General features: G+C 50.8%; 24 protein-coding genes and 1 pseudogene. 6 read left to right on the top strand and 19 right to left on the bottom strand.

Features of this window, described 5'->3' with window-relative positions; genetic code table 11:
- Window positions 1–153 precede the first annotated feature (153 nt).
- The 6 genes and pseudogenes from KNV97_RS09625 to KNV97_RS09650 all read right to left on the bottom strand — a co-directional run bounded on the left by KNV97_RS09625 (window position 154) and on the right by KNV97_RS09650 (window position 6561).
- Complete coding sequence (locus KNV97_RS09625) at window positions 154–1140, bottom strand: alpha-L-glutamate ligase-like protein (protein ID WP_168797002.1); 987 nt, start codon at window positions 1138–1140, stop codon at window positions 154–156.
- Between the two features lies 1 nt (window position 1141).
- Window positions 1142–2650: an inactive transglutaminase family protein gene (locus KNV97_RS09630; RefSeq protein ID WP_136484487.1), complete on the bottom strand. Its 1509-nt coding sequence runs from the start codon at window positions 2648–2650 to the stop codon at window positions 1142–1144.
- Between the two features lie 15 nt (window positions 2651–2665).
- Window positions 2666–3406: an ATP-dependent zinc protease family protein gene (locus KNV97_RS09635; RefSeq protein WP_136484488.1), complete on the bottom strand. Its 741-nt coding sequence runs from the start codon at window positions 3404–3406 to the stop codon at window positions 2666–2668.
- Between the two features lie 178 nt (window positions 3407–3584).
- Window positions 3585–4559 carry a tRNA 5-methoxyuridine(34)/uridine 5-oxyacetic acid(34) synthase CmoB gene (gene cmoB, locus KNV97_RS09640; RefSeq protein ID WP_218562975.1) on the bottom strand — a complete coding sequence of 325 codons (975 nt, stop codon included), beginning with the start codon at window positions 4557–4559 and terminating at the stop codon, window positions 3585–3587.
- Between the two features lie 210 nt (window positions 4560–4769).
- Complete coding sequence (gene cmoA / locus KNV97_RS09645; RefSeq protein WP_136484490.1) at window positions 4770–5498, bottom strand: carboxy-S-adenosyl-L-methionine synthase CmoA; 729 nt, start codon at window positions 5496–5498, stop codon at window positions 4770–4772.
- 195 nt (window positions 5499–5693) lie between these two features.
- Window positions 5694–6561 (bottom strand): annotated as a pseudogene (locus KNV97_RS09650) (DUF72 domain-containing protein).
- Window positions 6562–6976: 415 nt separating this feature from the next.
- Here KNV97_RS09650 and aspS point away from each other — a divergent pair.
- Window positions 6977–8752, top strand: coding sequence for an aspartate--tRNA ligase (aspS, locus tag KNV97_RS09655; RefSeq protein WP_136484491.1), 1776 nt, complete (start codon window positions 6977–6979; stop codon window positions 8750–8752).
- A gap of 179 nt (window positions 8753–8931) precedes the next feature.
- Window positions 8932–9510, top strand: coding sequence for a thymidine kinase (locus KNV97_RS09660; RefSeq protein WP_218562976.1), 579 nt, complete (start codon window positions 8932–8934; stop codon window positions 9508–9510).
- Window positions 9511–9609: 99 nt separating this feature from the next.
- On the opposite strand, the gene KNV97_RS09665 is transcribed toward KNV97_RS09660, so the two are convergent.
- The 3 genes from KNV97_RS09665 to KNV97_RS09675 are packed head-to-tail and all read right to left on the bottom strand — an operon-like array spanning window position 9610 to window position 11952.
- The gene (locus tag KNV97_RS09665; RefSeq protein WP_218563412.1) at window positions 9610–10242 is read right to left on the bottom strand and encodes a YdcF family protein; all 633 of its coding nucleotides are present in this window, start codon (window positions 10240–10242) and stop codon (window positions 9610–9612) included.
- The gene (locus KNV97_RS09670) at window positions 10235–11065 is read right to left on the bottom strand and encodes an NAD(P)H-binding protein (RefSeq protein ID WP_218562977.1); all 831 of its coding nucleotides are present in this window, start codon (window positions 11063–11065) and stop codon (window positions 10235–10237) included. The genes KNV97_RS09665 and KNV97_RS09670 overlap by 8 nt, the downstream gene beginning before the upstream one ends.
- Window positions 11062–11952 (bottom strand): LysR family transcriptional regulator, encoded by an 891-nt coding sequence (locus tag KNV97_RS09675; RefSeq protein WP_218562978.1) that lies wholly within the window; start codon window positions 11950–11952, stop codon window positions 11062–11064. Before KNV97_RS09675 ends, KNV97_RS09670 begins: the two co-directional genes overlap by 4 nt.
- 105 nt (window positions 11953–12057) lie before the next feature.
- Between KNV97_RS09675 and KNV97_RS09680 the strand changes: the two genes are divergently transcribed.
- The gene (locus KNV97_RS09680) at window positions 12058–12477 is read left to right on the top strand and encodes a PACE efflux transporter (protein WP_218563413.1); all 420 of its coding nucleotides are present in this window, start codon (window positions 12058–12060) and stop codon (window positions 12475–12477) included.
- 116 nt (window positions 12478–12593) lie between these two features.
- Here the strand turns inward: KNV97_RS09680 and KNV97_RS09685 are convergent, their stop codons facing one another.
- Window positions 12594–12827, bottom strand: a complete 234-nt coding sequence (locus KNV97_RS09685; RefSeq protein ID WP_136484496.1) for a TIGR02647 family protein — start codon at window positions 12825–12827, stop codon at window positions 12594–12596.
- A 402-nt stretch (window positions 12828–13229) separates the two neighbouring features.
- Here KNV97_RS09685 and focA point away from each other — a divergent pair, with 402 nt between their 5' ends.
- A complete protein-coding gene (focA, locus tag KNV97_RS09690; protein ID WP_136484497.1) occupies window positions 13230–14072 on the top strand; it encodes a formate transporter FocA in 843 nt (280 codons plus the stop codon).
- A 309-nt stretch (window positions 14073–14381) separates the two neighbouring features.
- On the opposite strand, the gene KNV97_RS09695 is transcribed toward focA, so the two are convergent.
- Both KNV97_RS09695 and KNV97_RS09700 read right to left on the bottom strand, forming a co-directional pair.
- Window positions 14382–15182, bottom strand: a complete 801-nt coding sequence (locus KNV97_RS09695; protein ID WP_136484498.1) for an ABC transporter permease — start codon at window positions 15180–15182, stop codon at window positions 14382–14384.
- Between the two features lie 101 nt (window positions 15183–15283).
- The gene (locus KNV97_RS09700; protein WP_218562979.1) at window positions 15284–15955 is read right to left on the bottom strand and encodes a substrate-binding periplasmic protein; all 672 of its coding nucleotides are present in this window, start codon (window positions 15953–15955) and stop codon (window positions 15284–15286) included.
- Between the two features lie 271 nt (window positions 15956–16226).
- On the opposite strand from KNV97_RS09700, the gene KNV97_RS09705 reads away from it, so the two are divergent.
- Window positions 16227–17966, top strand: coding sequence for a glycoside hydrolase family 36 protein (locus tag KNV97_RS09705; RefSeq protein WP_218562980.1), 1740 nt, complete (start codon window positions 16227–16229; stop codon window positions 17964–17966).
- A 21-nt stretch (window positions 17967–17987) separates the two neighbouring features.
- Here KNV97_RS09705 and KNV97_RS09710 read toward each other — a convergent pair whose 3' ends face one another.
- Window positions 17988–19187: a putative manganese transporter gene (locus KNV97_RS09710; RefSeq protein WP_218562981.1), complete on the bottom strand. Its 1200-nt coding sequence runs from the start codon at window positions 19185–19187 to the stop codon at window positions 17988–17990.
- Between the two features lie 287 nt (window positions 19188–19474).
- Here KNV97_RS09710 and KNV97_RS09715 point away from each other — a divergent pair, with 287 nt between their 5' ends.
- Complete coding sequence (locus KNV97_RS09715; RefSeq protein WP_136484502.1) at window positions 19475–19864, top strand: DUF2750 domain-containing protein; 390 nt, start codon at window positions 19475–19477, stop codon at window positions 19862–19864.
- A gap of 88 nt (window positions 19865–19952) precedes the next feature.
- Here KNV97_RS09715 and KNV97_RS09720 read toward each other — a convergent pair whose 3' ends face one another.
- The 6 genes from KNV97_RS09720 to pspF form a co-directional block, all read right to left on the bottom strand.
- Window positions 19953–20741, bottom strand: coding sequence for a peptide ABC transporter ATP-binding protein (locus tag KNV97_RS09720; RefSeq protein ID WP_136484503.1), 789 nt, complete (start codon window positions 20739–20741; stop codon window positions 19953–19955).
- Between the two features lie 2 nt (window positions 20742–20743).
- Window positions 20744–21733 (bottom strand): peptide ABC transporter ATP-binding protein, encoded by a 990-nt coding sequence (locus KNV97_RS09725; RefSeq protein WP_136484504.1) that lies wholly within the window; start codon window positions 21731–21733, stop codon window positions 20744–20746.
- Window positions 21733–22620 carry an ABC transporter permease subunit gene (locus KNV97_RS09730; protein WP_136484505.1) on the bottom strand — a complete coding sequence of 296 codons (888 nt, stop codon included), beginning with the start codon at window positions 22618–22620 and terminating at the stop codon, window positions 21733–21735. The genes KNV97_RS09725 and KNV97_RS09730 overlap by 1 nt, the downstream gene beginning before the upstream one ends.
- Entirely contained in the window at window positions 22607–23569 is a 963-nt protein-coding gene (locus KNV97_RS09735) for an ABC transporter permease (protein WP_136484506.1), read from the bottom strand. The genes KNV97_RS09730 and KNV97_RS09735 overlap by 14 nt, the downstream gene beginning before the upstream one ends.
- Entirely contained in the window at window positions 23569–25191 is a 1623-nt protein-coding gene (gene sapA, locus KNV97_RS09740) for an ABC transporter substrate-binding protein SapA (RefSeq protein WP_136484507.1), read from the bottom strand. Before sapA ends, KNV97_RS09735 begins: the two co-directional genes overlap by 1 nt.
- A 196-nt stretch (window positions 25192–25387) precedes the next feature.
- Complete coding sequence (pspF, locus tag KNV97_RS09745) at window positions 25388–26410, bottom strand: phage shock protein operon transcriptional activator (protein ID WP_218562982.1); 1023 nt, start codon at window positions 26408–26410, stop codon at window positions 25388–25390.
- Window positions 26411–26551: the final 141 nt, after the last annotated feature.

Below are 26551 nucleotides of genomic sequence, written 5' to 3' on the forward strand. Positions count from 1 at the left end.
CGGCTTGCTCATCGCTTAAACATCATGTTTGTGATGAAAGAGTGAGCCAGAAGTTCGCTAAAAATAAAGAGATAAAAAACGGAAGTCACCGTGACTTCCGTTTTCAGATTAGGATGTGTTTAAATATTTCCGTTGTTAGGTCAGAACACGCCGTTAGAAGCTGACGGCTTCACCCTTAACGCCAAACTTCTTCATTGAATAGGCGACACGCTCGGCCGGGGTCGGTGGGATCAGCACGCTGCCCAGATTCTCAATGTGGTGCAGGCGTGGTAACAGGCCGGCACCATTGGCAATCTGGATCGCAAGCCCTGGACGGGCATTCAGTTCCAGTACCATAGGGCCTTCTTCTTTATCCAGCACCATATCCGTCCCCACGTAGCCAAGGCCGGTCATTTCCCAGGCGCTGGCCGCAAGCGTCAGCAGTCTTTCCCAGTGCGGCACTTCGAGAGTAAACAGATCTTTACCTGTATCGGGATGATGAGTCACCGGACGATTAAACTGCACCGCTCGCACCGCTTTGCCGGTCGCGATATCAATCCCGACTCCGACAGCGCCCTGGTGCAGGTTCGCTTTACCATCTGACGCTGAGGTAGAAAGACGCATCATCGCCATCACTGGGTAGCCTTTGAAGACGATGATACGCACGTCCGGCACCCCTTCGTAGCTGAAACCGTCAAAACAGTCATCGAACTTAATCAGGTTCTCAACCACAGCCACGTCATTCTTACCACCCAGAGAAAACAGGCCAGCCAGCGCGTTACTGATATGACGTTCGACATCTTCTTTACTGATGGTTGCGCCAGACGGTTTAGTGTACACCCCATCTTTGTGAGAGGTGACTACCAAAATCCCTTTCCCACCGCTGCCTTGTGCTGGTTTGATGACAAAGCCTGGCCATTTTTTAACCATATCATGAATGTGTTTCACATCGGCCTGGTTAGCAATGACACCAATCAGCTTCGGCACGGTACAGCCAGCCTGCTGCGCGATCAGTTTAGTCTTGAGTTTATCATCCACCAATGGGTATTTTGAACGGTCGTTGTAACGACCGATGTAACTGTGGTTACGCTTGTTCATACCCATGATCCCCTTGCGACTTAGCTTGAAAGGGGAGGTGTAGTCAGAGAGAGAAAACCGCATATTAATCTCCGTCAGCCAGTGGTTTGAAGCGACGCAGTTCTGTGATGCGGTAACCGGTATAGGTACCAAATAGCAGAATCGCAGCCAGTACAATCAACTGCAGACCGATGAAGTTAAAGGTCAGGTGCTGCACGTAGGAGTTCGTCATGGCCAGATAGATCAAGACCGCAGTAAATAGCGATCCGCCACCTTGCAGAATGACTTCCTTCGCACCTTCTTCCTCCCAAAGAATCGACATACGCTCGATGGTCCACGACAAAATGATCATCGGGAAGAACGTAATGCTCAGACCTTCGGTCAGGCCGACTTTAAACGCCACGACGGTAAAGACCGAGATAATCAGAATCACCGAGATGATTACCGCGGATATTCGCGCCACGAGCAACAGGTTGAGCTTCGACAGATAACTTCGGATGATGAGACCTGTGCCGACGATCAGCAGGAAGCCGATAATACCTGTGGTGAGCTGAGTCTGTACAAATGCCACCGCGATCAACACGGGCATAAAGGTGCCCGATGTTTTCAGACCGATAATGACCCGCAGGAACACCACAATCAGCGCGCCGATAGGGATCAGCATGATGGTTTTAAACATCGCCTGTTCTTCCAGCGGTAGGCTGTGAATCGACAGGTTGAGCAATCCGTCAGACTGAACCTTGTTACTGGTGGCCTGTTGCGGGGTCACATCCTGGGCAATCATGCTGAAATGCACCTGGCTATTCTGACCGCCCATTACATCCAGCAGTGAAATGTTGGATTCATCCCACACCAGCAGATTCGGATGGCTTGGCTGGGTTCCGGTTTCCGGATTAAACAACACCCACTTTTTGCCATTCCAGACTTCATTCATGTGCTGGATGGTCTGGCGGCGACGGCCGTCTTCCAGCTCGATCACGCCCACCACTTTATTCGGAACCTGAGCGTATGACAGCAGTTTTTCTGCCGCATCGACCTTGCTCATGTTATTCAGCAGCAAGGAGGCATTCTGACTTTCTGCGTCATTGAGGGTTTTGATCAGCTCGCGTGCAAAGGTGATGTGATCGGCGGAGCGTTGTGTTGCGCGTTCGATCAGAGCAATAGCGGATGCCTCTTCCGGACCGTTAAAGGTCGGTTTAGCCGGTTTGCCGGTCGGCGGAACAGGTTTGGCTTGTGACTGAGGATCAACCAGGAATTGAGTTTTGTAGTAAATAGTTTGCGGGCCACTGGCGTGGCGAATGGACCATTCGGCGCGGCGACCGCTTTCGGTCGTGATGTAGGAGACGCCATAACCTGGTGAAGAAGCATTTTCGCCCACTAGGGTAAAACCGTCCTGGGTGTGCGGCGCGGCCAGAGAAACTTTGGCTTCTTTGCCTTGGGCGACAAATTCGATTCTGGCTTCAATATCCCAGACCTGACGAGTCTCACCCGGCGTCCAAGGGACACCGTAGCTCTGATGGCGAATCACACTTAAGGTAATGCCGATTGCGACCAACAGAATAATCGATAGATAAAACGGAATTCTTGACGTCATAAGTGACCTTATTTCTTATTTTGATCCTGTCTGAATGTGTTTGCGACTGACATCCACTACGGCGATATCGCGAATAAATTCGCGGCCAAGAAGAATCGGATGGCTCATCTGTGAACGGTCAGCCAGAGTAAATTGAGTTTTTTCATGAATAGCGCCGAGTTTGACCCAAAGTTCAACCACTGCGCGACGCTCGGTATCCTCACTTGTTGACTGGCGAATACGCACATAACGTAAGATTGGCGCTTCGATCCAGTTGGTGTCATCTTTCGCACCTTGCTCATCACTTAAATGAAAGCGTACCCAATTTTTACCATTGCGTTCGAATTCTTCAATATCCACTGCGTTGAGCGATGAAGTTGCAGCGCCGGTATCAATGCGGGCATTAAATGATTTGTTAACGACATCCAGTGTCACGGTTTCAATTTCACCCAACACAACTTCATGACGCGGCTTGGTCTGAACGACAGTCGGTTGCGGTGAAGGCGCAGGGGCAAGGGCTGCTTGCTTTTTATGTTCTTCAATAGTGGTTTGCAACTCGTTAACTTGAGTCGTTAATGTGGAGACGTGATTTTCAAGACTATCGATATAATCCATCTGGTTACTGATATGCAGTTCCAGGTTAGTCATCTTATTGGATAACGTGGATTCGGACTGTTGAATCGCGTCCAGCGTAGCATGATGATACTCATCGCCTTTCAATAGTGTACAACCAGAAAGCATTGTCAGTGCGACGACGGGTGCAATTCGCTTAAACATTTGCGACCTTATTCTTCAATTATCAGTTGATGTAGTTATAGCAAAGGATGAGCAAAGCATCCTTGGCTAGATTATTCCTATCTGAGGAATAGCGAGTTAAAACTGTGTCAAATATCCCTGTTTCTTCAACAGATTCAGGGAATATTAATAGCATTAAGTGACAGCAGTGTCGCCCGATTCAGACGGGTTTTTTGGCGACCAGAATAGCGCGACGTGGCGCCGGATATCCTTCCACGGTTTTTGACGGGTCATTCGGATCGATATAATCCGGCAGGGAATTGTGCGTCATCCATTCCGTGGTGCGTTGTTCGCCCAGTGAAGTAACATTCTCATCGACTATCCGTACGTCTTCAAAGCCTACTTTCTCCAGCCATACCTTAAGTGCTAGAGCGGAAGGGAAGAAATAGACGTTACGCATTTGCGCATAGCGGTCAAACGGTACCAGCACCGCGTTTTCATCACCTTCAATGACCAGGGTCTCCAGGATCAGTTCGCCACCGGCAATCAGCTGATTTTTCAGTTGCAGCAGGTGATCAAGCGGTGAACGGCGGTGATAAAGAACCCCCATACTAAATACCGTATCAAAGGCTTCCAGCTCCGGCAGTTGTTCAATACCCAGCGGCAGCAAATGAGTACGCGGGTCACCCCCCATCAACTTGCGCACGGCCTCAAACTGAACCAGAAACAGTTCGGACGGATCGATACCAATGACCTGATGGGCTCCTTCCCCGAGCATACGCCACATGTGATAGCCGTTGCCACAGCCCACATCAAGCACGCTGCGACCTTTTAAAGGTGTGATGTGCGGCAGCAGGCGATCCCATTTCCAGTCTGAGCGCCATTCGGTGTCGATATGAATACCGTGCAGGTGGTAGGGGCCTTTACGCCACGGGTGAAACATTTTTAATAAGCTTTCTAGCTTTTTCTGTTCACCCAGAGCCAGGGGCTGCTGGTTAGTTACACTTACCGACTCTTTCAGGTCAATGTTGTCTGGTTTGAAGTCCGGGAGCTTCTTTAAAGCACGTAACCAGCGGTCCATATCACCGTGGCTTTTGTCTTGCCAGTCAGCGAGTTGCTGAGGCAGGATTTTGAGCCAGGGTTGCAGACGCGTATCCTGAGCAAGTAGCGAGTAAACATTACCAAAGTCAAACATGGCAGGGGATTCCTAATTCCGACATCTTTGCCCTGACCAAATAATTAATGCAATCACTGATTCCGTCAGGGCAGGGAAACGCGTTGCCTAAAGCTGATTTGTGCGCCAATCGGTTCAGCGCGAGTTGATCCGTTTTCGCAACGGATCTGTGTTCGAACAGAGACGCTTTTAAACTGAGCGGCTTTCGAGCTTCGCTGCTTGAAAACGTACTTACTTAATCGCAAACATCGAGCCGAAGTTAAAACACTGGAACCAGACTTCGTAACTGGAGAAACCGATTTTTGCAAAGCGCTCTCGGTGGATTTCTACTGAGTCGGGGCGCATGACATTTTCAATTGCGCTGCGCTTCTGGCTGATTTCCAGTTCGCTGTATCCGTTGGCGCGTTTAAAATCATGGTGTAAATCAATTAATAATTCGTTCGCCACCTGATTTTCAAACACATATTTTTCCGACAGTATTAAAATACCGCCAGGACGCAAACCGGCGTATATTTTTTCCAGCAGCGTGAAACGATCGTGCGGAGAAAGAAACTGCAGGGTGAAATTAAGCACCACAACCGACGCATTTTCGATCGTCATATTGCGGATATCGGCTTCAATAATTTCAACCGGCGTATCTGACCGATAAGCATTCACGTGCAATTTGCAGCGCTCAACCATCGCCGCGGAGTTATCGACACCGATGATTTTGCAGCCTTCTTGTTTAATACCACGACGCATGGACAGGGTAGCCGCGCCCAGTGAGCAGCCCAGGTCATACAGGTTGCTGTGGGGTTTAGCAAAACGCTCAGCCAGCATACCAATCGCAGAAATAATATTGGCATAGCCGGGAACCGAGCGCTGAATCATGTCCGGAAAGACTTCAACCACACGTTCATCAAAGGTAAAGTCGCCAATCTTATCGATTGGTGATGAGAATATAGTGTCTTTGTTGCTCATGGTGACCTCAAGGCGGCTAGCGTCAGCCTGACCAACAGCATCAGGCTCAATAAAAGGCGCATATTTTATGAAAAATTTAGTCTTATGTCATTACTACCCGGACTGCGATAACGTATTCCGTCTCATTTGTTTAGAAAGTGCTGAAAATATCAGCGCGTCAGGGCAGAGAAACCACTAAAACGAGTATGTAAACAGCTAAAACATGCTGATTTGGCTGTCGCCCTGGCTGGCCGGAAAGGTGGCGAGATCCGGCAAAGGCAGTTGTTGCTGCAGTTGCTGATAAAGCGACAGCGCAAGGTCCGGCGCCAGATTGTTATCCGGGGTATGTATCATCACATAAGGCTGTTTACCCTGGGCGACCCACAGCGGGAGTTTTTTTAGCCAGGGCTGGAAAAAAGCGAGATTGGCGTCAAGATCCGGATGGCCGATAAAACGCATCATCGGATGGGTGGCCGTAGCGATGGCATGCACCGGCACTTTAGGCTTTTTCATCTGCGCATCAATGATCACTTCATTGACCGGTTCAGCCGCAAACACTGGGCGACTGTCCATAATGATGCGGTCTATGCCTTGTTCCAGCAGCCATTGATTGAGGCGGCGCTCTTCTTCTCCCTTAGCGAAAAAAACGGGATGACGCACTTCAACTCCGAGCGGAAATTGTTTGGGGAAATAGCTGCAGAACTTTTTTAACTGCTCCAACTGAGCCGGACCGAAGGCCGCCGGTAACTGAATGGTCCACATGCCGACACGTTCATGCAGCGGCTCCATCAGCGTCATGAAGTTTTTTTAACTCGTCCTGGCAGCCCAGTAACATTTGCTGGTGGGTAATCTGTTTAGGCAACTTAAAGGTGAAGCGAAAATCGTCATGGGTGGCCGCTTTCCAGTTACTGACGGTCACCGGGGAAGGGGACGCATAGAAGGTGGTGTTACCTTCTACGGTATGAAATACCCGGCTGTACTTTTCCAGTCTTTCCGATGCCTGGGTGCCCCGGCCGTAAAAGCTGCTTTGCCAGGCAGGGTGGGACCACATTGTCAGGCCCAGTCGTAGGGGAAGTTCCGTCATGATTGATTCTCGTCTGCGGTGACTTGTTTCTGGTTTGTATCGCTATTTTATCGGTGGCCGTGACTTGTGGGTAAACGCCACGGGCGCGTTCAGAGAGTGATTCAGTGTCGGGCAGGATACGACAGATTGACGCTTTGCCCAAGTACGAAGCAATCTGAGGGGCGCTAATCTCGCAATTCGCCGCCGCTTAGGGTTATAATCAGCGCCAATTTTTCGTGTTGCGCCGCAGCTATATGTGGATTTGACGCATTATTGTACTAAAAAAGCGCGACACTGGATAAATCACAACAAATTGTATTCTGTAAGGTCGATTTTAGCTGCCTTTCAGCGTATAAATGAAACTTTGCGCCGCGCCGGAGGCTGTTTCTGGCGCGGCTTAGAATTTGATGACTAATTAGAGATTGGGAATTTCACTATGCGTAGCCATTATTGTGGTCACCTGAACAAGTCCCTTGCAGGACAAACTGTAGAACTGTGCGGCTGGGTAAACCGTCGCCGCGATTTAGGCGGACTGATCTTTATTGATATGCGAGATCGTGAAGGCGTCGTTCAGGTGGTGGTTGATCCCGATATGGCAGACGTTTTTGAAGTGGCAAACCAGCTTCGTAATGAATTCTGTATCAAACTGACCGGTGAAGTGCGTGCACGTCCTGAGAGCCAGGCGAATAAAGACATGGCGACAGGTGAAGTGGAAGTGCTGGCGACGGGTCTGGCGATCATTAACCGTTCCGATGTTCTGCCACTGGACTTCAATCAGAAGAACTCAGAAGAGCAACGTCTGAAATATCGCTATCTGGATCTGCGTCGCCCTGAAATGAGTGATCGCATTAAACTGCGTGCTAAAGCGTCAAGCTTTGTACGTCGTTTCCTCGACAGCAACGGTTTCCTGGATATCGAAACCCCGGTTCTGACCAAAGCAACCCCGGAAGGCGCTCGCGACTACCTGGTACCGAGCCGTGTGCACAAAGGCAGCTTCTACGCGCTGCCACAATCACCACAGCTGTTCAAACAGCTGCTGATGATGTCAGGCTTTGACCGTTACTATCAAATCGTAAAATGTTTCCGTGACGAAGATCTGCGCGCTGACCGTCAGCCAGAATTCACCCAGATCGATATCGAAACGTCATTCATGACGGCAGATGAAGTTCGTGCAGTGACTGAAAAAATGGTTCGTGACATGTGGCTTGAGCTGCTGGACGTTGACCTGGGCGAGTTCCCGGTGATGCCATACAGCGAAGCGATGCGCCGTTTCGGTAGCGACAAACCAGATCTGCGTAACCCGATGGAAATGGTGGATGTCGCTGACCTGCTGAAAGATGTTGAGTTCAAAGTGTTCTCTGGCCCGGCTAACGATGCGAAAGGCCGCGTTGCTGCACTGCGTGTACCTGGTGGTGCTGCACTGAGCCGCAAGCAGATCGACGAATACACTTCATTCGTTGGCATCTACGGCGCAAAAGGCCTGGCATGGCTGAAAGTGAACGATCTGGCTGCAGGTATGGAAGGTATCCAGTCTCCGGTGGCTAAATTCCTCAACGAAGAAATCATCAGCTCTATCATCGAGCGCACTGGCGCGCAAACCGGTGACATCATCCTGTTTGGTGCTGATAAAGCGAACGTGGTTTCTGAAGCGATCGGCGCACTGCGTCTGAAAATCGGTAAAGATCTGGGGCTGACTAACGAGTCAGCTTGGGCTCCGCTGTGGGTTGTAGACTTCCCGATGTTCGAAGCGGACGATGAAGGTCATGTCTCTGCGATGCACCACCCATTCACTTCTCCGCTCAACATGACAGCGGAAGAGCTGAAAGCGAATCCGGAAAATGCACTGTCTAACGCGTACGATATGGTACTGAACGGCTACGAAGTCGGCGGTGGTTCGGTACGTATTCACGATGCGAAGATGCAGGCAGCAGTATTTGACCTGCTGGGTATCGATGCAGCTGAGCAACAACTGAAATTCGGCTTCCTGCTGGACGCGTTGAAATTCGGTACGCCACCACATGCGGGTCTGGCATTTGGTCTGGACCGTCTGGTGATGCTACTGTGTGGCACGGAGAACATCCGTGACGTAATTGCATTCCCGAAAACTACGGCAGCGGCGTGTCTGCTGACTGACGCACCAAGTGCAGCGAACCCGGCGGCTCTCGAAGAGCTGGCGATCGCAGTGACGGCAGCGAAAGAAAAAGCGGAATAAGCAATAAATAAATCAGGGTGGCTAAGCCGCCCTTTTTTTGTCTGGTGCCTTGGTATGTTTACCAGGGCACATTTGTGTAGTGCTTTGCTTGTTCCGTCCCCGCGTCTTGAGGGGCGGGTGAGTGCAGGGCACCAGTTTCTGGCTTTACACAGCCAATATTTGCACAGGAATCAGCTCTCTTGGCTCAGATGTATTTTTATTACTCGGCGATGAACGCGGGTAAGTCAACCACACTGCTTCAATCTTCGTTTAACTATCAGGAACGTGGCATGACACCGGTGATTTTCACCGCAGCCATCGATGATCGTTTTGGGGTCGGTAAAGTCAGTTCACGCATTGGTCTAGAAGCCGATGCACACCTGTTTACCGCAGAAACCAATCTGTTTGATGCCATCAAGCAGCTGCACCAGAATGAAAAGCGTCACTGTGTCCTGGTTGATGAGTGTCAGTTCCTGACTAAAGAGCAGGTATATCAGCTGACCGAAGTGGTGGATAAACTGGATATCCCGGTATTGTGCTACGGCCTGCGTACCGACTTCCTGGGAGAGTTGTTTGAGGGCAGCAAATACCTGCTGTCCTGGGCGGATAAACTGATTGAGCTGAAAACCATCTGTCACTGCGGCCGTAAGGCCAACATGGTGATTCGTACTGATGAACATGGCAACGCCATCTCAGAGGGGGATCAGGTTGCGATTGGCGGCAATGATAAATATGTATCAGTGTGTCGTCAGCACTATAAAGAAGCGTTGGGTCGCTGATTAAAAGTGCGTTGAGAAAGAAAAGGATGGGCTAGCCCATCCTTTTCTATTGGTTACCTAGCGCTTCTTATCGGTTACCTAACGGCAAACACGTGCCTATTATGCGGCCAAAGGTTTGAGGGCAAGATAAGCCTGCTCCACATCGGCCGGGATCACCTGTTCAATCTGAAAACCTTTCTGAGGGTAGTGCTGAATACGCTCAAAGTCGCCGATGACGGCTTGCATAACGAAGTCCAGGGTCAATTCTTCGGTCAGGTAGTCGAAAATACCACAGCCGGTTGAGGTCACTTGTAGCGATTCGATTTCACCCGGCCACTGTTTGACGAAAGTCGCATAGGCACGACGCTCCATATACGGTTTTTGTACCAGCAGAATACGCTTGGCTTCAATCCCTTTCGCTTGCAACATGTCATAAGTAAAGCGCACATTTTCGCCGCTGTTGCTCGAGCGTGGTTCTAGTAACAGGGCTTCTGCGGGCACGCCGCAATCTTTGGCGACGGTGGCAAAAGTAACTGCTTCACTGTGCTCAAAAATACCATCGGTAAAACGCCCGTGACCACCAGAAAAAACAATCAGCGGGGCGAGCCCTTTGTGATACAGCGACGCCGCATATTCCGCGACACGAGTATCATTGCTGCCAGGGACAAAAATCACATCGGCCGGCGTCAAATCATGACCCAGCTGCATGTATTGCCACAGTGTTTCCAGATGTTGATAAAGGTGTTTATCCATCGGCATTTAAAGCCTCCAGTGTATTCAAATAATGGAACTGATAACCGGCGCAAACCAGTTTATCAGCCACAATGAGTTTGTCGGCGACATCCACCACCGCTGGCAGCGGGTCGGTTGATGCAACCGCATCCAGTGCCGCCTGATAGAATTCCGCTTTGCTGACCGTGTTCGGCGTGGTGGCATTGACCACGTCACTCTGCAGGTGCTCGACGGCAAATGTTACTGCGCCGATGGCATCATCAAGATGCAGCATGTTGGCCGGTGCCAGCGTACTGACTTGTTTCAGTCTGGCCGCAAAGCGCGACGGGTGGCGGTCCGGGCCAATCAGGCCGCTGCAGCGTACAACGGCGTAATCCAGTCCTGAGTCTAAAACGCTCTGTTCCGCTTGCAACATCACTTTTGCATTGGCTGAGAAATCGGCATCAGATTGAGCCAGCGCCAATGAGGCTTGTTGCTCGGTCATGGCTTCAGCGCGGCTCGGATAGACGGTCGTCGAGCTGATCATGATGATTTTTTTACACTGCGCGCGTTGTGCTGCTGAAACTAAATCCTGCCATTGCTGGGCATATTCGTCGCCCTGACCACGGCGGAACCCGGGCGGAAAACTACCGACTACCGTATCGCAGCCTAATGACGCTAATGTGTCAGCCAGATGAAGGGGATTGTTCAGGTCGCAGACAAACCCCTGAATCTCCTGTGCTGCCAGTTGCTCGATACCGGCCTGGCTGGTGCGGCTTGCGCTGACCTGGTAGCCAAGTGTCTGTAAATGTTTTGCCAGTGGTAAACCTAACCAGCCGGCTCCGATAATAGCAATGTGCTTCATGAGGCAGATCCTGTAAACAGTTGTCGCAAAAGTTGACGAGTGCGTTGATGAAGTGTGTCGGACGAGGTGTGGTGATGTTGAATCACATCCACATTGGTGTACCAGGCCAGTTGCTTAAAAGCAACCGGGACACGAACCAGTTCACCGTTATCCACATGGGGCCTGGCAAGGTGAGCAGGTAAAAAGCACCAGCCACAGCCGTGCAGCGCCATATCCAACAACAAATAATAATGATCAGCGTACCATACATCCGGGCTGTGCGGTTGATGAAAGCTGCTGGATGAGTGGTTTCTGGAACGTATTACCAGTTGGCGGTGCAGACGTAGGGTATCGACATGTGGTGCCACCGATTGTGCCAGGGTATGTTGTGCCGCGACGTAGACGTCAAACTTAATTGAGCCGATCGATTCGAAATCCAGACTGTGCGGCAGGATCTGTTCACCGAATATCAGGCCGCAGCTTGCGCGCCCGGTTTCGACCATCTCGATGATATCTGTACTTGATGCGCTCAAGCATTCTAGCTCAAGGCGGGGAAATTCGTGTTCCAGGCGGGTGATAAGCGGGGCAAGACCCGACAGCAGAATACCCTCATCCATCGCTAGAGTCAGAAGCTGGTTTTGTGGTGCATGCAGACTCTCTGCCAGAGACTGAAAACGTTGATGTTGCTGTAACGCCGCTTTGGCGTAGGGCAAGAGTTTATGTCCGGCAGCTGTTAATACCGGGTAGCGGCCACTGCGTTCAAATAAGCGCATATCGCAGTCGATTTCCAGGTTAATAATATGCTGGCTGATGGCTGACTGTACTTTACCCAGTTTACGCGCTGCGGCTGAAAACGAGCCTTGTTCGGCGGTCGCTATAAATGCAGCCAGTTGTTCAATGCTGTACATGTATCGTTATTAGTGATGGTGTCTAATTATTTAATATCTAACTATTAGATGATAATCGCCGTGTGTTCAACGTTAAAATGAAGATCTGCTATGCAAAAACATATGATGTCCGGTTGGGAGCGAGTATTCCATGCCGTCAGTTTCGAACTGCTGGCATTAATGTGCCTGGTGCCAGTCGGCGCTCTGTTTTCCGGCCAGCAAGCGACGCATCTGGCGTTGGTTGGTCTGGGACTGAGCTTGTTTACCGTGGCATGGAACTTCTTATATAATCTGATGTTTGATCGCATCATGCAGGATGTTCGCAGTCTGCGGACTCTACGCCTGAGAGTTGTGCATGCGTTGGGCTTTGAAGGTAGCCTGGTGTTTGTCACTGTGCCTGTTTTGGCCTGGGTATTGAGAATTTCTCTGCTTGAGGCGCTGGTGGTTGAAGCGGGCTTTTTACTGTTTTTCTTTGTTTACACCATTGTGTTTAACTGGCTGTATGACAAGTACCAGCCTTACCAGCGCTGGTTTGTGACCGGATAACGGATTTATTCGGCCGAAAAGATATGTGACGGAATAACGAATGGGTTAGCACACAGAGCAACCTGATGCCCTGAACAAAAAAGAGCGTCGAAGGACGCTCTTTTGGTGTGTCTGGATTATTCGCTCAGAACGCGCAGTAGGCGATCCGCCTGCTCGGCCATTTCAATGCCTTCGTTAGTCAGATAGCCACCATCAGGCAAAGTGCATAAGCCTTTGTCATGCAGTCGCTGTACGGCACTTATCAGTGAATCGGATGCATCTTGGTGGACTTTAATCCCGGTCGCCGCACTGCCGATATCAAACTGAAGCAGAACGTTCAGTTCGTCGATATGCTGTTGAGAAAACTTCATCTTAAGTCCTTCTTGCAGGTTGAATAAGTTTTACAATAGGCGGGCATTGCTGTGGATGCAATCTTGCTCTGACAGATTTGTTAGGTCGAACAGCTCTGTTACTTTTTTGCGCAGTTATTAGTTCCGAAGGGAATAAAAGCAGCTAAAAATTGGCATAGGATTTATAAAGCTAACGGGTGGGGCAGCATACGGTAAATTATCATTTTAATTGATTAATATCAGTGTAATAAATATGTATTCATGATAATAACTAATACTAGTTATGGTTTATCGCTTTATTCCCAGTAATGACGTCTCGTACCATAGAATTTATCTATTACCTAATAAATTGCACTTGAATAAATATGGAAATAGAGCGATTATCCGCCACCTCTCTATGTTGTATCAAAATGTAACCGTATTATGGATCTTAATCAATTCGACTCATTACTGCCTCCTCAAATGGCAGAACGCGCCGCAGATGTTGGCGTAAATAAAGCGACCAAACCTGCCTCTAAATCTTTTCTTCTTGCTATCTCTGCTGGTATTCACATTGGTATTGCTTTCGTATTTTACACTGTAGTCACGACCGGCGCGCAAGATATGCCTTATGGCGTGACTAAACTGCTGGGTGGCCTGGCATTCAGCCTGGGGCTTATCCTGGTTGTGATTACCGGTGGTGAACTGTTTACCAGTTCAGTTCTGACTTTAGTGGCCAAAGCGAGCGGAAAAATCAGCTGGCTGCAATTAGTCAAAAACTGGGTAGTGGTATACTTCGGTAACATGGTCGGTTCGATCCTTCTGGTCGGAATCATGTTTGCGACCAAGCAGTTTATGGACAATGGCGGTAATTTGGGCCTAAACGCATTAGCGATTTCTCAGCATAAGTTACACCACAGTTTCTTCCAGGCATTTTCCCTGGGTCTGATGTGTAACATTCTGGTTTGTCTGGCGGTTTGGATGACGTTCAGTGCTCGTTCTCTGACCGACAAAGTCATGGTGATGGTATTACCTGTGGCGATGTTCGTTGCGTCTGGTTTTGAACACTGTATCGCAAACATGTTCCAGGTTCCGATGGCGATTGCGATCAAGAACTTTGCTCCGGATACGTTCTGGCAGATGACGGGGGCGGATATTGCCCAATACGCTGACCTGACGTTAAGTAATTTTTTCTACAGCAACCTGTTACCGGTGACTCTGGGTAACATCGTTGGTGGTGGCGTGTTTGTCGGTATCTGGTACTGGATGGTTTACCTGAAAGACTGATGCAGTTGATGCCAGTTCAACTTGATTGCCATAAAAAACGCCACGAAGTGGCGTTTTTTATGGGCGTGAGAAACCCCATCACCTCGAACGGAGGAAATTGCTTATCATGGTTATCCACATTTTCTGTGGATAAGTTGTTTCAAAGTGAGTGAGTAACCTTAAATTGATGATTTATGGTGCAAAAAGTGCACAATTGTCGTGCGGGGCGCAGACACTTTTTCCTTCATTCTATCCCCAAACGACTTGAAGCCGCAGCGGGGTTCGCGGCAACGCCAAGTCGTTTGGATAAAACGTGGGAGAATTGAGCATTTAATGCACATTTTCGTCGGTAAACCGGACGTTAACTTTGCCTTCTTTACTTAAAGCCGCCCGCAGCGAGAGGTGGACCGATAAAGTTAACGAGATATTCATCATCACGAAAATAGCGATCATGATCAGCAGTTGATATTTGATGGCAATGAGCGGGGATGTGCCACCTAAAATTTGACCTGTCATCATGCCTGGCAGGGTAACCAGACCCGTTGCAGCCATGGATGCCAACAAAGGAGCACTGGCCTTACGCAGCGCGTTTTGTACAAAACTGCGTGAGGCATAAAATGGCGAAGCACCCAGCGACAGGGCGGCTTCGTATTCGCTGCGTCTCTCTTTGTAGGCCGTGAACAAGTTCTGTAACGCGACAATATTACCACTCAGACTGTTACCCAGTAACATCCCTGATAACGGAATCATATATTGGGCACTAAACCAGGGGCTGGGCTGGATGATGACCAGACATAACACAAAAATCAGCGGAAATAAGCCGGCGACTAATCCTATCATTACCGGGCCGATTAAGATTTTAACCGGTAGTTTGGCTTTCGATACGATTGAACTGGCACCGACACTTATCATGATCAACAGCCATAATAAGTTGACCCATAAGCTGTTCAGCGAAAACAGATATTCCAGATAGATACCCACCAGTAAAAGCTGTATCGCCATTCGGGCGATAGAGATGATAATTTCTTTCCCAATCTGCAACTGATGATAATGGTTGACGGCTAGCGGGATCACCAGCAGGCAACTGAACAACCCAAGTTGCCACCAAGTGATATCCAGGACACTGCTCATGATAACTCCTTCATTTTTTTCTTTATTATAGCGAATATCCGGAGCCACTCAGAGCGATTTAAAGCAGGATTTTTGAGGCGGAGCGGACTCGCTCCTTGCTGTCAGGGGGTAGAATATGATTCGTATTTAGTCATGATGGCCGCGTATTCTCCGTTGTCCCGAATTGCCTCCATGCCTTTTTCAAAGACATCCAGATACAACCCAGCCTTGGGATTATTCTTACCGACCATGATATGGACCGGTGTTCGCGAAAGCTCGGGTTCGAGCGGGATCAGGCTACCAGGTTCGATGTGGTTGGCGTGCATTGTCCATAAAGCAACTCGTCGTTCACCGGCCAGTAAATCAATCCGGCCGTTTTGCAATTTACGCAGGTTAATGAGGAGCGTCTCAGCCGGCAGCAGGGTTAATTCCGGATGAGTCATCAGGCTTGAGTCATAGGCATAATTCTGCACTAGGCCTATTCGTTGACCTTTAAAGTCGTTCAGGCTGGTGTAGTGCGCCGGGTAACCACGGCGGGCGAACAGATGAATATCACTAAACAGGTAAGGCTTTGAAAAAGCAAGGTTCTGGGTGCGCTGTTCGGAATACCAGGCGGCGAGTACAATTTGATCACGTCCGTACTGCGCTTCTTTTAATGCCCGGTTCCAGGGTTTTATTGTAAGTTGCAGAGTGTAGCCTTGCGTGGCAAAAGCACGGCTGACCAATTCGACGGCCAGTCCGGGCATTTGCGGATTATCAATAACGTAAGGGGGGCCATTCAGCCTGAATGGCATGAATGATGTTGTCGCCACGCGCCGCAAAACAAAACGCTGCTAAACTGAGAAGAGCAAATGAGTAGTGATGGCGCACTGACTTTCCTTGTGAATCGTACACTGGATAAAGTGTAGTGTATGAGGTGTATTTGTGGTGTCGTATAGCGCCAAATTTTATTGGTTAACTATGATAAACAGGCATTTGCGTTAGGTTGCGTGATTCTGGTTAGGTACCGATTAACATAATAACAATATACTTAATAGATATTGAGACTGAGTGAGCGAGGATGTTATGACTCTGCTAACGCTCGATAATTTGCGCGAAGTCGAGATTTTGCAACCTCGGGATACCGAAGTATCGCGTCATTACAATGAACTGAGTTTTTCTTACCAGGGGCCGTTAACCCAGGTTATGGCAGAGGTTTTTCCACTGTGCCGGACTCTGCTTGATATCGAGCCGGGCGCCCGGATCTATGGTGATGGTTTTCAGATGCTGTCGCAGACCGCAGGAACCATAAGCGCTGTCGAAGAAGTCGGCCGATGCCCTGACAACGGGCAACTCTATCATCTTTATGCCGAGCGGTTACCAAAGCGCTTTTATAATTATCTGGTGATTGAAAGTGCCAACGGTTATCTGCTGTTTGGCTTTTCATCCTGTCGCCGTTTTGCCGGTTATTTCGAATTAAGCATGTTGAACGGCCACTATTGTGTAACTGCCTATCTGGACGGCGAAATGAGCCCGCCGCGCTATTGGGCTTTCAACGCACTGGAATCCGTGGTGATGCTGGAAGCGGAATCACTCGCCGGATTATTTAATGATTATGCACGTTATCTGCGTCTTCATCATGGTTGCCGGCCACATTGTGACGCCAACGCTCCACAAGGCTGGTGTTCCTGGCCCGCTTATGCCACCGATGCCAGCGAGCCACGTATTATTGCTAATGCAGACAGGATGACCGCCGGGTTAGACAGTCTGGAATGGGTGGTCATTGATGACGGCTATCAGAAATATATGGGGGACTGGCTTTCTCCCTCCACTCGTTACCCTGGCGGGATCCGGGCATTAACCGAAAAACTGCGCCGGCGCGGTAAACGGGTTGGTATTTGGCTGGCCCCGTTTATTGCCGAGGCAGACTCCTGTCTGTTCCGCGCTCATCCTGAATGGTTTGTCCGTCATTATGACGGCACGCTGCTCAAAGCAGAGGATGTGACCTATGGCGGATGGCGGCGTACCCCCTGGTACATTCTCGACTGTTCCAATCCTTATGTCCGGCAATACCTGACCCGGGTCGTGCGCACTATGCGTGAAGAGTGGGGCATCGGGTTGTTTAAACTCGATGCCGGTTACTGGGGAGCGCTGAAGGGCAAGCGTTTCCGACCGGGTATTACAGGGGTAGAAGCCTACCGGCTCGGATTGAGGGCGATAGCTCAGGGCGCGGGTGACGCCTGGTTACTGGGATGTAACGCACCGATGTGGCCGTCACTGGGGCTGGTGGATGCGATGCGTATTGCTGATGATGTGGATCGGAATATTGACCGTTTCAGTCAGTTAGCGCGGCAAATTTTTTATCGCAGCTGGCAGCATCGCGTGCTATGGCAAATTGATCCGGACTGCCTGACGCTGACCTCGTTACCCGGGCAAGAGGTTTCAAAAGCCGCTTACCACTTTCATCGTGATGTTCTGTTGGCAAGTGGCGGATTATTGCTGTCCGGTGACCGTTTACCTGAAGCTGAGGAGTTCACGCGCCATAGTCTGGAAAAGCTGATCGCACGCCAGAGGATGTGTCAGCGCAGTGCTGCGATGAGTTGTCTGAGCCTTAACCACGCATTTTTACATCTTACCGAGGTTAGTGACCTGCACTGCCTGTTCAATTATGGCGCTGAAGCGCGCGATTTTACCCTGGTGGCTGACAGTCCGGTGCATTGGTACGATTTTTGGAGTGGAGAACGTTTGTGCAAGGAAGCACGCAAAGTCCTGCCGATCACGCTACCAGCAGGAATAGCCAGCCGGGCGATAGTGACCGCTTGCTAGACGATCGCAGCGTCGCTGCCGCTAGATTTCAAACAGCCAAAAGTAGCCGTAACCAACGACAATGGCCGGGATTGATGTATATATCGTGGCAAACAGAGCGGCTTTGGGGGCCAGTGCGATGGCAGGAAACAGCGCGTCACCATCGTTTGAAATCGCGTTCGCTAACTGGGTGGAAAGCGGCACACTACCCGCCAGATAAAAGCTGGTGATCAAAATCTGTGGGCCGCAACCGGGCAGCATACCGACAATAATGCCGACCGCCGGCATCCAGACTTCCCACTGCTGCCAGTCGTTGCTCATCTCCCAGCCAGTGAAATGGCGCATTAATTCGAAGATCAGAAAAGCGATAATTACCCAGGCACTGACGAAGTTGGTGTCTTGCGCGGCTTTTTGCAGTGGATGAGCCTGCCGGACTTTCTCATTTTCACTCACCGCAGACTGATAGCTGTCTATCTCACGGGTCAGCGCCCACAATACCATCGCGGTAACGGCCAGGCTGGCACCAAGCCATTCGATACTGTGCGCAGGTAATCCCAGACGGGTATTAACATCAATCTGGAACGACTGGGCAAAAGCGACCAGTGAGGCCGGGATGATTGCCCATTGCCAGAATATGCCCTGTAAGTTAATTGCACGGTGATTCAGTGCTGTGTGGGTGTTTGCTGGTGGCTGCTGCGCGGCTTGCGTGTTTTTCGGGCGCATAAAATCATCGCCGTGCAGCGTGTTCACCACCAGCCCTGTGATACAGCCAGTCACAATACCAATCGCGATCACGCCCAGTCCGGTTAACGGACGGCTGGCCAGCAACAGGAAGGCAGCATCGCCCATGGTCGCTGTCAGTACCGCAACCAGAGAGCCGAAACCGAGTCTACCATTGACAAACTGGGTGGTGACCACAATAGCGCCGCCACAGCCCGGCAGCGCGCCGAGTAAAGAGGCGATGATGACTTGCAGGTGACGTGAGCGCTGAAAAGCCACCACGAAACGATGAGTGCTGTTAATCCAGCGTGATAAATAATGATAAATGGCCAGAGTGAGAGCCACATAAGTTGAAACGGCCCAGAAGGAGTCAGACAACGTGGTTATTGCCAGCTCACGTGTGTTTGGGCTGAGCACTAACATGGTCAGGGCGATGGGCAGCAGCAGTCGTTTGTAGCCGAGTGGGGCTGCACCGGAGCGTAACGAATCTGTCAACGCAGATGGCCATCGAATCGAAAACATAGTTACCACCGTTGAGAATGCGAATAATTATCACTATACGATAATGAGAATGATTATCAAGTGAATTATGACGATTTATTGAGTACGATAATTTTTATAAATGCGAATCTCGCGTCGGCTGTCCGCTGGCTCGTGGCAGGTCAGAAAAAGGACAGGCGCTCAGTGCTGGCGAAGTGGGTCGGCATGGTGAATTGGCGTCAGCGTATCAATCGGGTATCATGCCTGCCTAAGCAAAGCTTTAAGGGTTTACAGCCTGATTCTGTAAGCCCTTTTATTGGGAGGCCGACATGGCGACAACACTGAGTGCGGAACAAATCGCGACCATTAATCAATATGATCAGGAGCAGCGTTTTAATTACTGCATTAAAGAGATCGTAGCAAACCAGCAAGTGTGGATTCTGAAAGACGAACACGGTTGTGTGATGCTCAATACCGAAGAGGACGATTGTGTGCCGGTGTGGCCTAACCGTGAGTTTGCCGAAGCGTGGGCAACGGGGGAGTGGGCCGATTGTGAAGCGGAAGCGATTTCGTTTAACAAATGGCGCAGCCGCTGGACTCAGGGGCTAGAGCAGGATGACTTGTCTGTTGTGGTGTTTCCGAACGACAACGAAGAAGGCGTGGTACTGTTCCCGGATGAGTTTGATTTCGAACTCAACAAACAAAACGCGCGTCGCTAATCGTGACTCGGCTCGTAAAATTAAGGCCTGTTATACAGGCCTTAATTATTGTGAGTGCTTGGTTTTTTCACTAATCACCGCGGCCTAATTATTTAAAGCTCGGCGCCTTGTTAAAGTGACTTTCCACCATGCGCTGGGTAATCGGGTGCTGAGGCTCGGCCAGCACCGTACTGGTATCGCCAAACTCGACCACTTCCCCTTCATGCATCACCATCACTTTGTCGGTGATATGCTTTATCACGCCAAGATGCTGCGAAACATAAATAAACGAAACGCCCATCTCTTCCTGTAGTTCCAGAAACAGGTTGAGGATCTGCGAACGCATTGCCATATCCAGGCCATTTAACGCTTCGTCGGCAATGATGATTGAGGGTTGCAGGATCAGCGCCCGTGCCAGACAAACCCGCTGCTTCTGACCTGTCGCCAGCATTTGCGGATAAAAGTACGCGTGCTCCGGTAGCAGACCGACCCTTAACAGGGTGTCTTTAACCCGCTTCATCCGCGCTTCCGGCTCCATGCTGGTGTTTCGTTTCAGCGGGCCTTCCAGAATTCTGCCGATCTGAATTCGCGGATTTAACGAGGTGTTCGGATCCTGAAAAATCATCCGGATGAGCTTGCAGCGCGTGGCGTAATCTTTGTGTTCGAGCAGTTCGCCATTGACCCGGATTTCTCCGCCGCTTGGTTCGACCATGCCGGCCAGCATACGCGCCAGCGTCGATTTACCTGAACCATTCTGGCCGATAAAACCTATGGTTTGTCCCGCTTCCAGCGAGAAGCTGACCGGTTTAACGGCGCTCTGGACTTTTTTTCTGAACAGGCCTGAGCGTGTTACAAAGTCTTTCGATAAGTTACTGACCTGCAGTAAGGCATCGCTCATGGTTACTGCTCCATATTCAGCGGGAAGTGACAGGCATATTTATGGGTTTTGACCCAACGGGTTTGTGGCATTTCGACACATTGGCGCTGCGCATACGGGCAGCGTGGTCCGAGGCGACAACCGATTGGCAAATGCTGCAATGGAGGAATAGACCCCGGTAGTGACTGCAATTTTTCCTTATGAGGGATCCAATCACTGAAATCCGGCATTGCTCTGAGCAGAGCGACCGTGTACGGGTGCTTGGGCTGACTCATCAGGCTTGCAGTCTTGGCAGATTCCACCGACTGGCCGCAATACATCACCGTGATGCGGTTAGCCCATTGAGTTATGGTGGTCAGGTCATGGCCGATCAACAAGATCGAAGTGTTGTTGAGTTGGTTCATCCGACTTAGCAGACGCAGGATCTGCGACTGAGTGACCGGATCCAAATCGTTGGTCGGCTCGTCGGCAATCAGCAGCTTAGGCTTGGCGGCGATAGCCATGGCGATCATGATTTTCTGACACTCACCATCGGTGAGTTCATAAGGGTAGCTTTTCATCACCCGGCGGTGATCTTTAATGCCGACCTTGTGTAACAGAGCAATCGCTTGTTTTTTACGCCACGCAAAGCGCTGCCACCAGCGCCCATCAAAGGTACGCGAGGGGATAGATTCAATTAACTGTTTGCCCACCTCGTCTGACGGATCGAGACAGGTCGACGGTTCCTGAAAAATCATCGCCACATCACGAGCGATAACTCGGCGGCGTTCACGCGGAGTTAATTGCAGCAAATCAATATTGCCGAGCCGCATCCGGTCAGCGGTGATGCGCCAGTTCTCTTTACCCACGCCCACAATGGCTTTGGCCACCAGGCTTTTACCTGAGCCTGATTCACCCACCAGGCCACGAATTTCACCTTCATTCATGGTCATGCTCATGCGGTCAACCGCTTTCACCAGACCTTGAGGGGTATCAATCTCAATTGTCAGGTGACGAATATCAAGTAACGGCATTATTCGACTCCTGCATTCAGTGCCTGACGGATGCCTTCACCCACCAGGTTAATCATAATTACAGTATACATGATAGCGATACCCGGTAACGTGACTGTCCAGGGAGCCAGATAAAGCAGCTCGACCGAATCACCCAGAATCGCGCCCCATTCCGTGCTCGGCGCCTGAGCTCCAAGGCCTAGAAAACCAAGCGCAGTAATGTCGAGAATGGCAATCGACAGCGCCATGGTGACTTCTGCGGCGATCACCGGCAGGATGTTGGGGAAAATTGAGTGCCACAGCAGATAACTGTCATTGGCGCCATCCAGGCGTGCTGCCATCACGTAATCTTTCTCGACTTCGTTATGCACCGCGATGTAGAGCGAACGAATAAAGCGCGGAATCAGGGCCAGACACAGCGCCAGCAGAATATTAAATTCACCGAACCCGAGAAAGGCGACAAAGATAATGGCCAGCAGCAGAGTCGGGATCGACATGACCGTATCAAGCAGATGGTTGAGTACGCTCGACAGCAACCCTTTAGTCATACCGGCCATAATGCCGATACCGCATCCGATCACGGTTGCGAGCAGGGTAATCAGCACTGATGCGCCAAATGTCAGGCGCGAACCGTCAATCAGGCGTGACAGAATGTCACGGCCTAAATCATCGGTACCGAGGAAGTACTCAACACTGCCGGACGGATCCCATGACGGCGGCACCAGAAGCTCGCCGGACTGCATATTCGGGTCGTGTGGGGTGAGCCAGTAAGAAGTCAGAGTAATCAGAATGATCAGGATCAGGCACCACAAGCCGAACATCGCCAGATTGTTGGCTTTGTAACTGCGCCAGAAGCGTTCAAACTGCGTCGGGATATGCTCTTCCTGATAAACGCTATTTGTTAGCATACCATTCCTTCCTTACCAGAGGGTTGATCATTGCACCGATCAAATCGGAGAGAATGTTGGCAGTTAGCACCAGGGCACCAACGGCAATCACACCAGCCTGGATAGACACGTAGTCCTGATTAGACAACGCATCGAGCAGCCAGCGGCCGATGCCCGGCCAGTTGAAAATCGATTCGGTGATGATAGCCAGTGTCAGCATACTCGACAGCTGGACCCCGAATTTAGGAATAATCGGCGGAATCGCGTTACGCAGTACGTGCTGGATAACGATTTCGTAGTACGACAAACCCTTGATACGCGCCGCGCGGATGTAGTTCTGCGTCATGACTTCAGCCACCGATGCCCGCATCAGGCGTACAACCTGTGTGGTCGGCGCCAGAGCGAGTACCAGACACGGCAGAATCATGTGTTCAATCACACTTTGCAGCGCAAAGTTGCGGTAAGGGCCTTCGGCCAGAAACGCATCTATGATGGCAAAACCGGTCACGTGTTTAATCTGATACAGCAAATCGTAGCGGCCGGACACCGGCAGTAGCTCGTAATTGAGCGAGAACACCATGATCAGGATCAGTGCCACCCAGAATAAAGGCGCTGAGTAGCCCGACATTGAGGTGAACGAGATAACGGTATCAATCCATTTACCTTGTCGCATTCCCGCTATGGTGCCGACCGGAATACCAACCAACAGCGAAAGGGTAAATGCAATCAGGCACAGTTCCAGCGTGGCCGGAAACACCGAGGCCAGTTCGGTCACGATTGGTGTGCCGTTTTTGGTCACACCGAAATTGAGTTTGAGTAACTCACTGAGATATTGTGACCAGCCGGCCCAGAAATCGAGTTTGCCCCAGGCTGAGTCCGGCTCCAGACGCAGCAGGCTGTAGCCGACCATGGTCAGGATCAGCAGGGTAATAACAAACAGGTTGAAACGACGCAGCGTGTAGTTAAGCATTATTCAGACACCCTCTCGACGGTATTAAACGGCTCGACACTGAAGGGGCTGAGACGAAAGCCGGTCAGGGTTTTGTTGTATGCTTTAAACTGCATGCCATGCGCGATCGGGATCACCGGAAACTCCTGGTTCAAGATATTTTGTGCCTGGCGGTATAAATTCAAACGATAGCGCGGCCGCTCCACTTCCAGAGCCAGATCGAGCAAAAAGTCAAAATCGGCATTACACCACATCGCCACATTCAGCCCGGCACGGTTTGAATCACATGAGAGCAGCGGACGCAGGAAGTTATCCGGATCACCGGTATCACCGCTCCAGCCGGTCAGGAACAGATCGATATGAGAGCGCTCCGCCAGTTCGGTGCGGTCAAGGCGATCTTCCGGGACCAGATGCAGGGTGACGCCGATATCAGCCAGGTTGGACTGAATCAGCTCCGCGGTTTTTCGCGGGCTCGGGTTGTAGGCTCTTGGCTCTATCGGCACTGACATACTCAGCTCCAGTCCCGACTCAAAGCCGGCTTCACGCAGCAGTGCCAGAGCGTAGTTACGATCGTAACGCACCTGGACGTTATCTCGGTTGTAAGCCCACGATGTCGGCGGCAGGATGTTGTAAGCGATACTCCCGGTGCCGTAGTAAACAGAATCAAGAATATTCTGGCGGTTGATAGCAAAGTTAAGCGCTTTACGGACCCGAACATCACGCAGACCCGGATGAGAAGTATTTACGGCAATAAACGCCACGTTCATCGCCGGCTTGGCATCCAGAACGATGTTGGCCTGCTTTTCGATGATCGGGATCTGGCTCGAAATCGGCGAGCTCAGCACATCACACTCATCGCGCAGTAATTTGGCCAGAGTGCCGGTGCCGCGCTGGGAAATATCAAACACCACCTGCTCCATATTCGCCGGACCATTCCAGTAACCGCCATGGCGACGCAGACGGACTAAATCATGCATCTGGAATTCGTCGAGATAGAACGGCCCGGTACCGACCGGATGACTGTCGAGCATCGGTTTTTCGTCCTTCAGCTCCAGCTGATGGGCGTATTCCTCAGACAGAATCACGGCGTGCGTGGTGGCAATGTTGGACAAAAAGCTGTTATCAGCGCGGCTTAAGGTAAATTTGACCGTATGATCGTCCAGCGCCTGGACATCAACCAGCAGGTTGGAAAAATCGATACCGGCAAACCAGGGATAACCACCGCTGTGAACGTTATGGTAAGGATTGGTGGTGTCGATAATGCGGCGGAAGCTGAATACTACATCCTCGGCCGTCAGCGTACGGGTCGGAGAAAACCAGCGGGTCGTCTGGAATTGGACCCCGTCACGCAGTTTGAAGATGTACTCGGTACCACTGCTGTTGACATCCCATTCGGTGGCAATGTTAGGGACAGGCAGGTGAGTTTCAGGATCGAGTTTAATCAGCGTATCGTAGATCTGAGGGCTGAGGGCTTCAGATGTAATGCCGCTGTCGACCAGTTGCGGGTTAAATGTGCTCGGGCTGCCCTGACCACAGTAAACAAATCCGCTCTCGCGGATTTTACTATGATCGATTTCCTCGCCACATCCTGCCAGCAGGCTGATGCCGCATAATCCCAGAGTAAGTCGTAATAAAGTTTTCATAATGAAACTGAGTTGAGAACCGAGGCGGATTCTTGCGCATGAACGCCTCAAAATCCCGCTAATTTACCATTGTTTGTAGGCTGAAACCATGCCTAGTGTTGATGAAAAGCGTGCCCTGTCAGTGAAAACTCAGCTTTAGCCGAGTTAAGCCGCGCAAAGATTGATCGGACGGGCCAGTTGGTCGGCAAGCGCCTGTTTATTCAGGGTTGTCTTGCAGTAATTGATATTTACGCACCATGCCCCTAAATTGATGATAGCTCAAGCCAAGCAGCTCCGCGGCCTGACGCTGGTTAAACTTAGCCGCCTGCAGAGCCTGGTTGAGAATCGCTTTGTCCTGATCCTGCTGCCACTGCTTATAATCCATTGGAAAGCTCGCCACAGTGTTGGAGGCCGAAGATGCTGCGGCCGGAGATGCTAAGGCTGAAGAGTCTTTGTGCGGCGGCGGATTATGCCAGGGCTGGCTGAACGGGTCGAAAACCAGATTGTCGATCGGCGCTTCGTGCTGACCATGTTGATAGACGGCACGCTCAATGACATTTTTGAGTTCACGCACGTTGCCGGGCCAGGCGTAATCGAGCAGAGCCTGAACGGCGCGGTCTGTAAAACCGACAAACAGTGGCAGAGCCAGTTCGCGGCACATGCGGATAGCAAAGTGCTGCGCTAACAACTGAATATCTTCACGCCGCTCGCGCAGCGGAGGCAGGGCAATGACGTCGAAGGCTAGCCGGTCGAGCAGGTCAGCGCGAAAAGAACCTTGCTGTGCCAATTGTGGCAGGTCGGCGTTGGTGGCGCAGATCAGACGTACGTTAGCGGTCAGAGCCTGGTGGCCGCCAACCCGTTCGTACTGGCCATATTCGATAACCCGCAGCAGCTTTTCCTGCACTGACAAGGGGGCCGTCGCCAGTTCATCGAGAAACAGGGTGCCGCCTTCAGCTCGTTCAAAGCGTCCCTGATGACGGCCTTTCGACCCGGTAAATGAGCCGGATTCATGGCCGAATAGCTCTGAATCAATCAAGCCTTCACTCAGAGTTGAGCAGTTGAGCGCGACCAGAGGTTGATCCCAGCGGCGTGATAAGTAGTGCACGCGCTGGGCGATCAACTCTTTGCCGGTACCGCGTTCTCCGGTGATCAGCACTGGGCGCTCAATCGGCGCAAGGCGAGAAACTTTATCGAGTACGGCCAGAAACGATGGCGATTCACCGATCAAATTATGGGGCATATCTTTTCCTCAACAATCCTGTGCTCAACACGGCTTGGTGAATTTAACCAACTGTTAGCGAATTCTTTCACAGCATAGTGAAGAACGTGTCACTATTCAAACTAAGCGACTGAAAAATAAAGGTCTGATTATTGGCACGCT

This window comes from Vibrio ostreae (genome assembly GCF_019226825.1).
In the GTDB taxonomy this organism is placed as follows: domain Bacteria; phylum Pseudomonadota; class Gammaproteobacteria; order Enterobacterales; family Vibrionaceae; genus Vibrio; species Vibrio ostreae.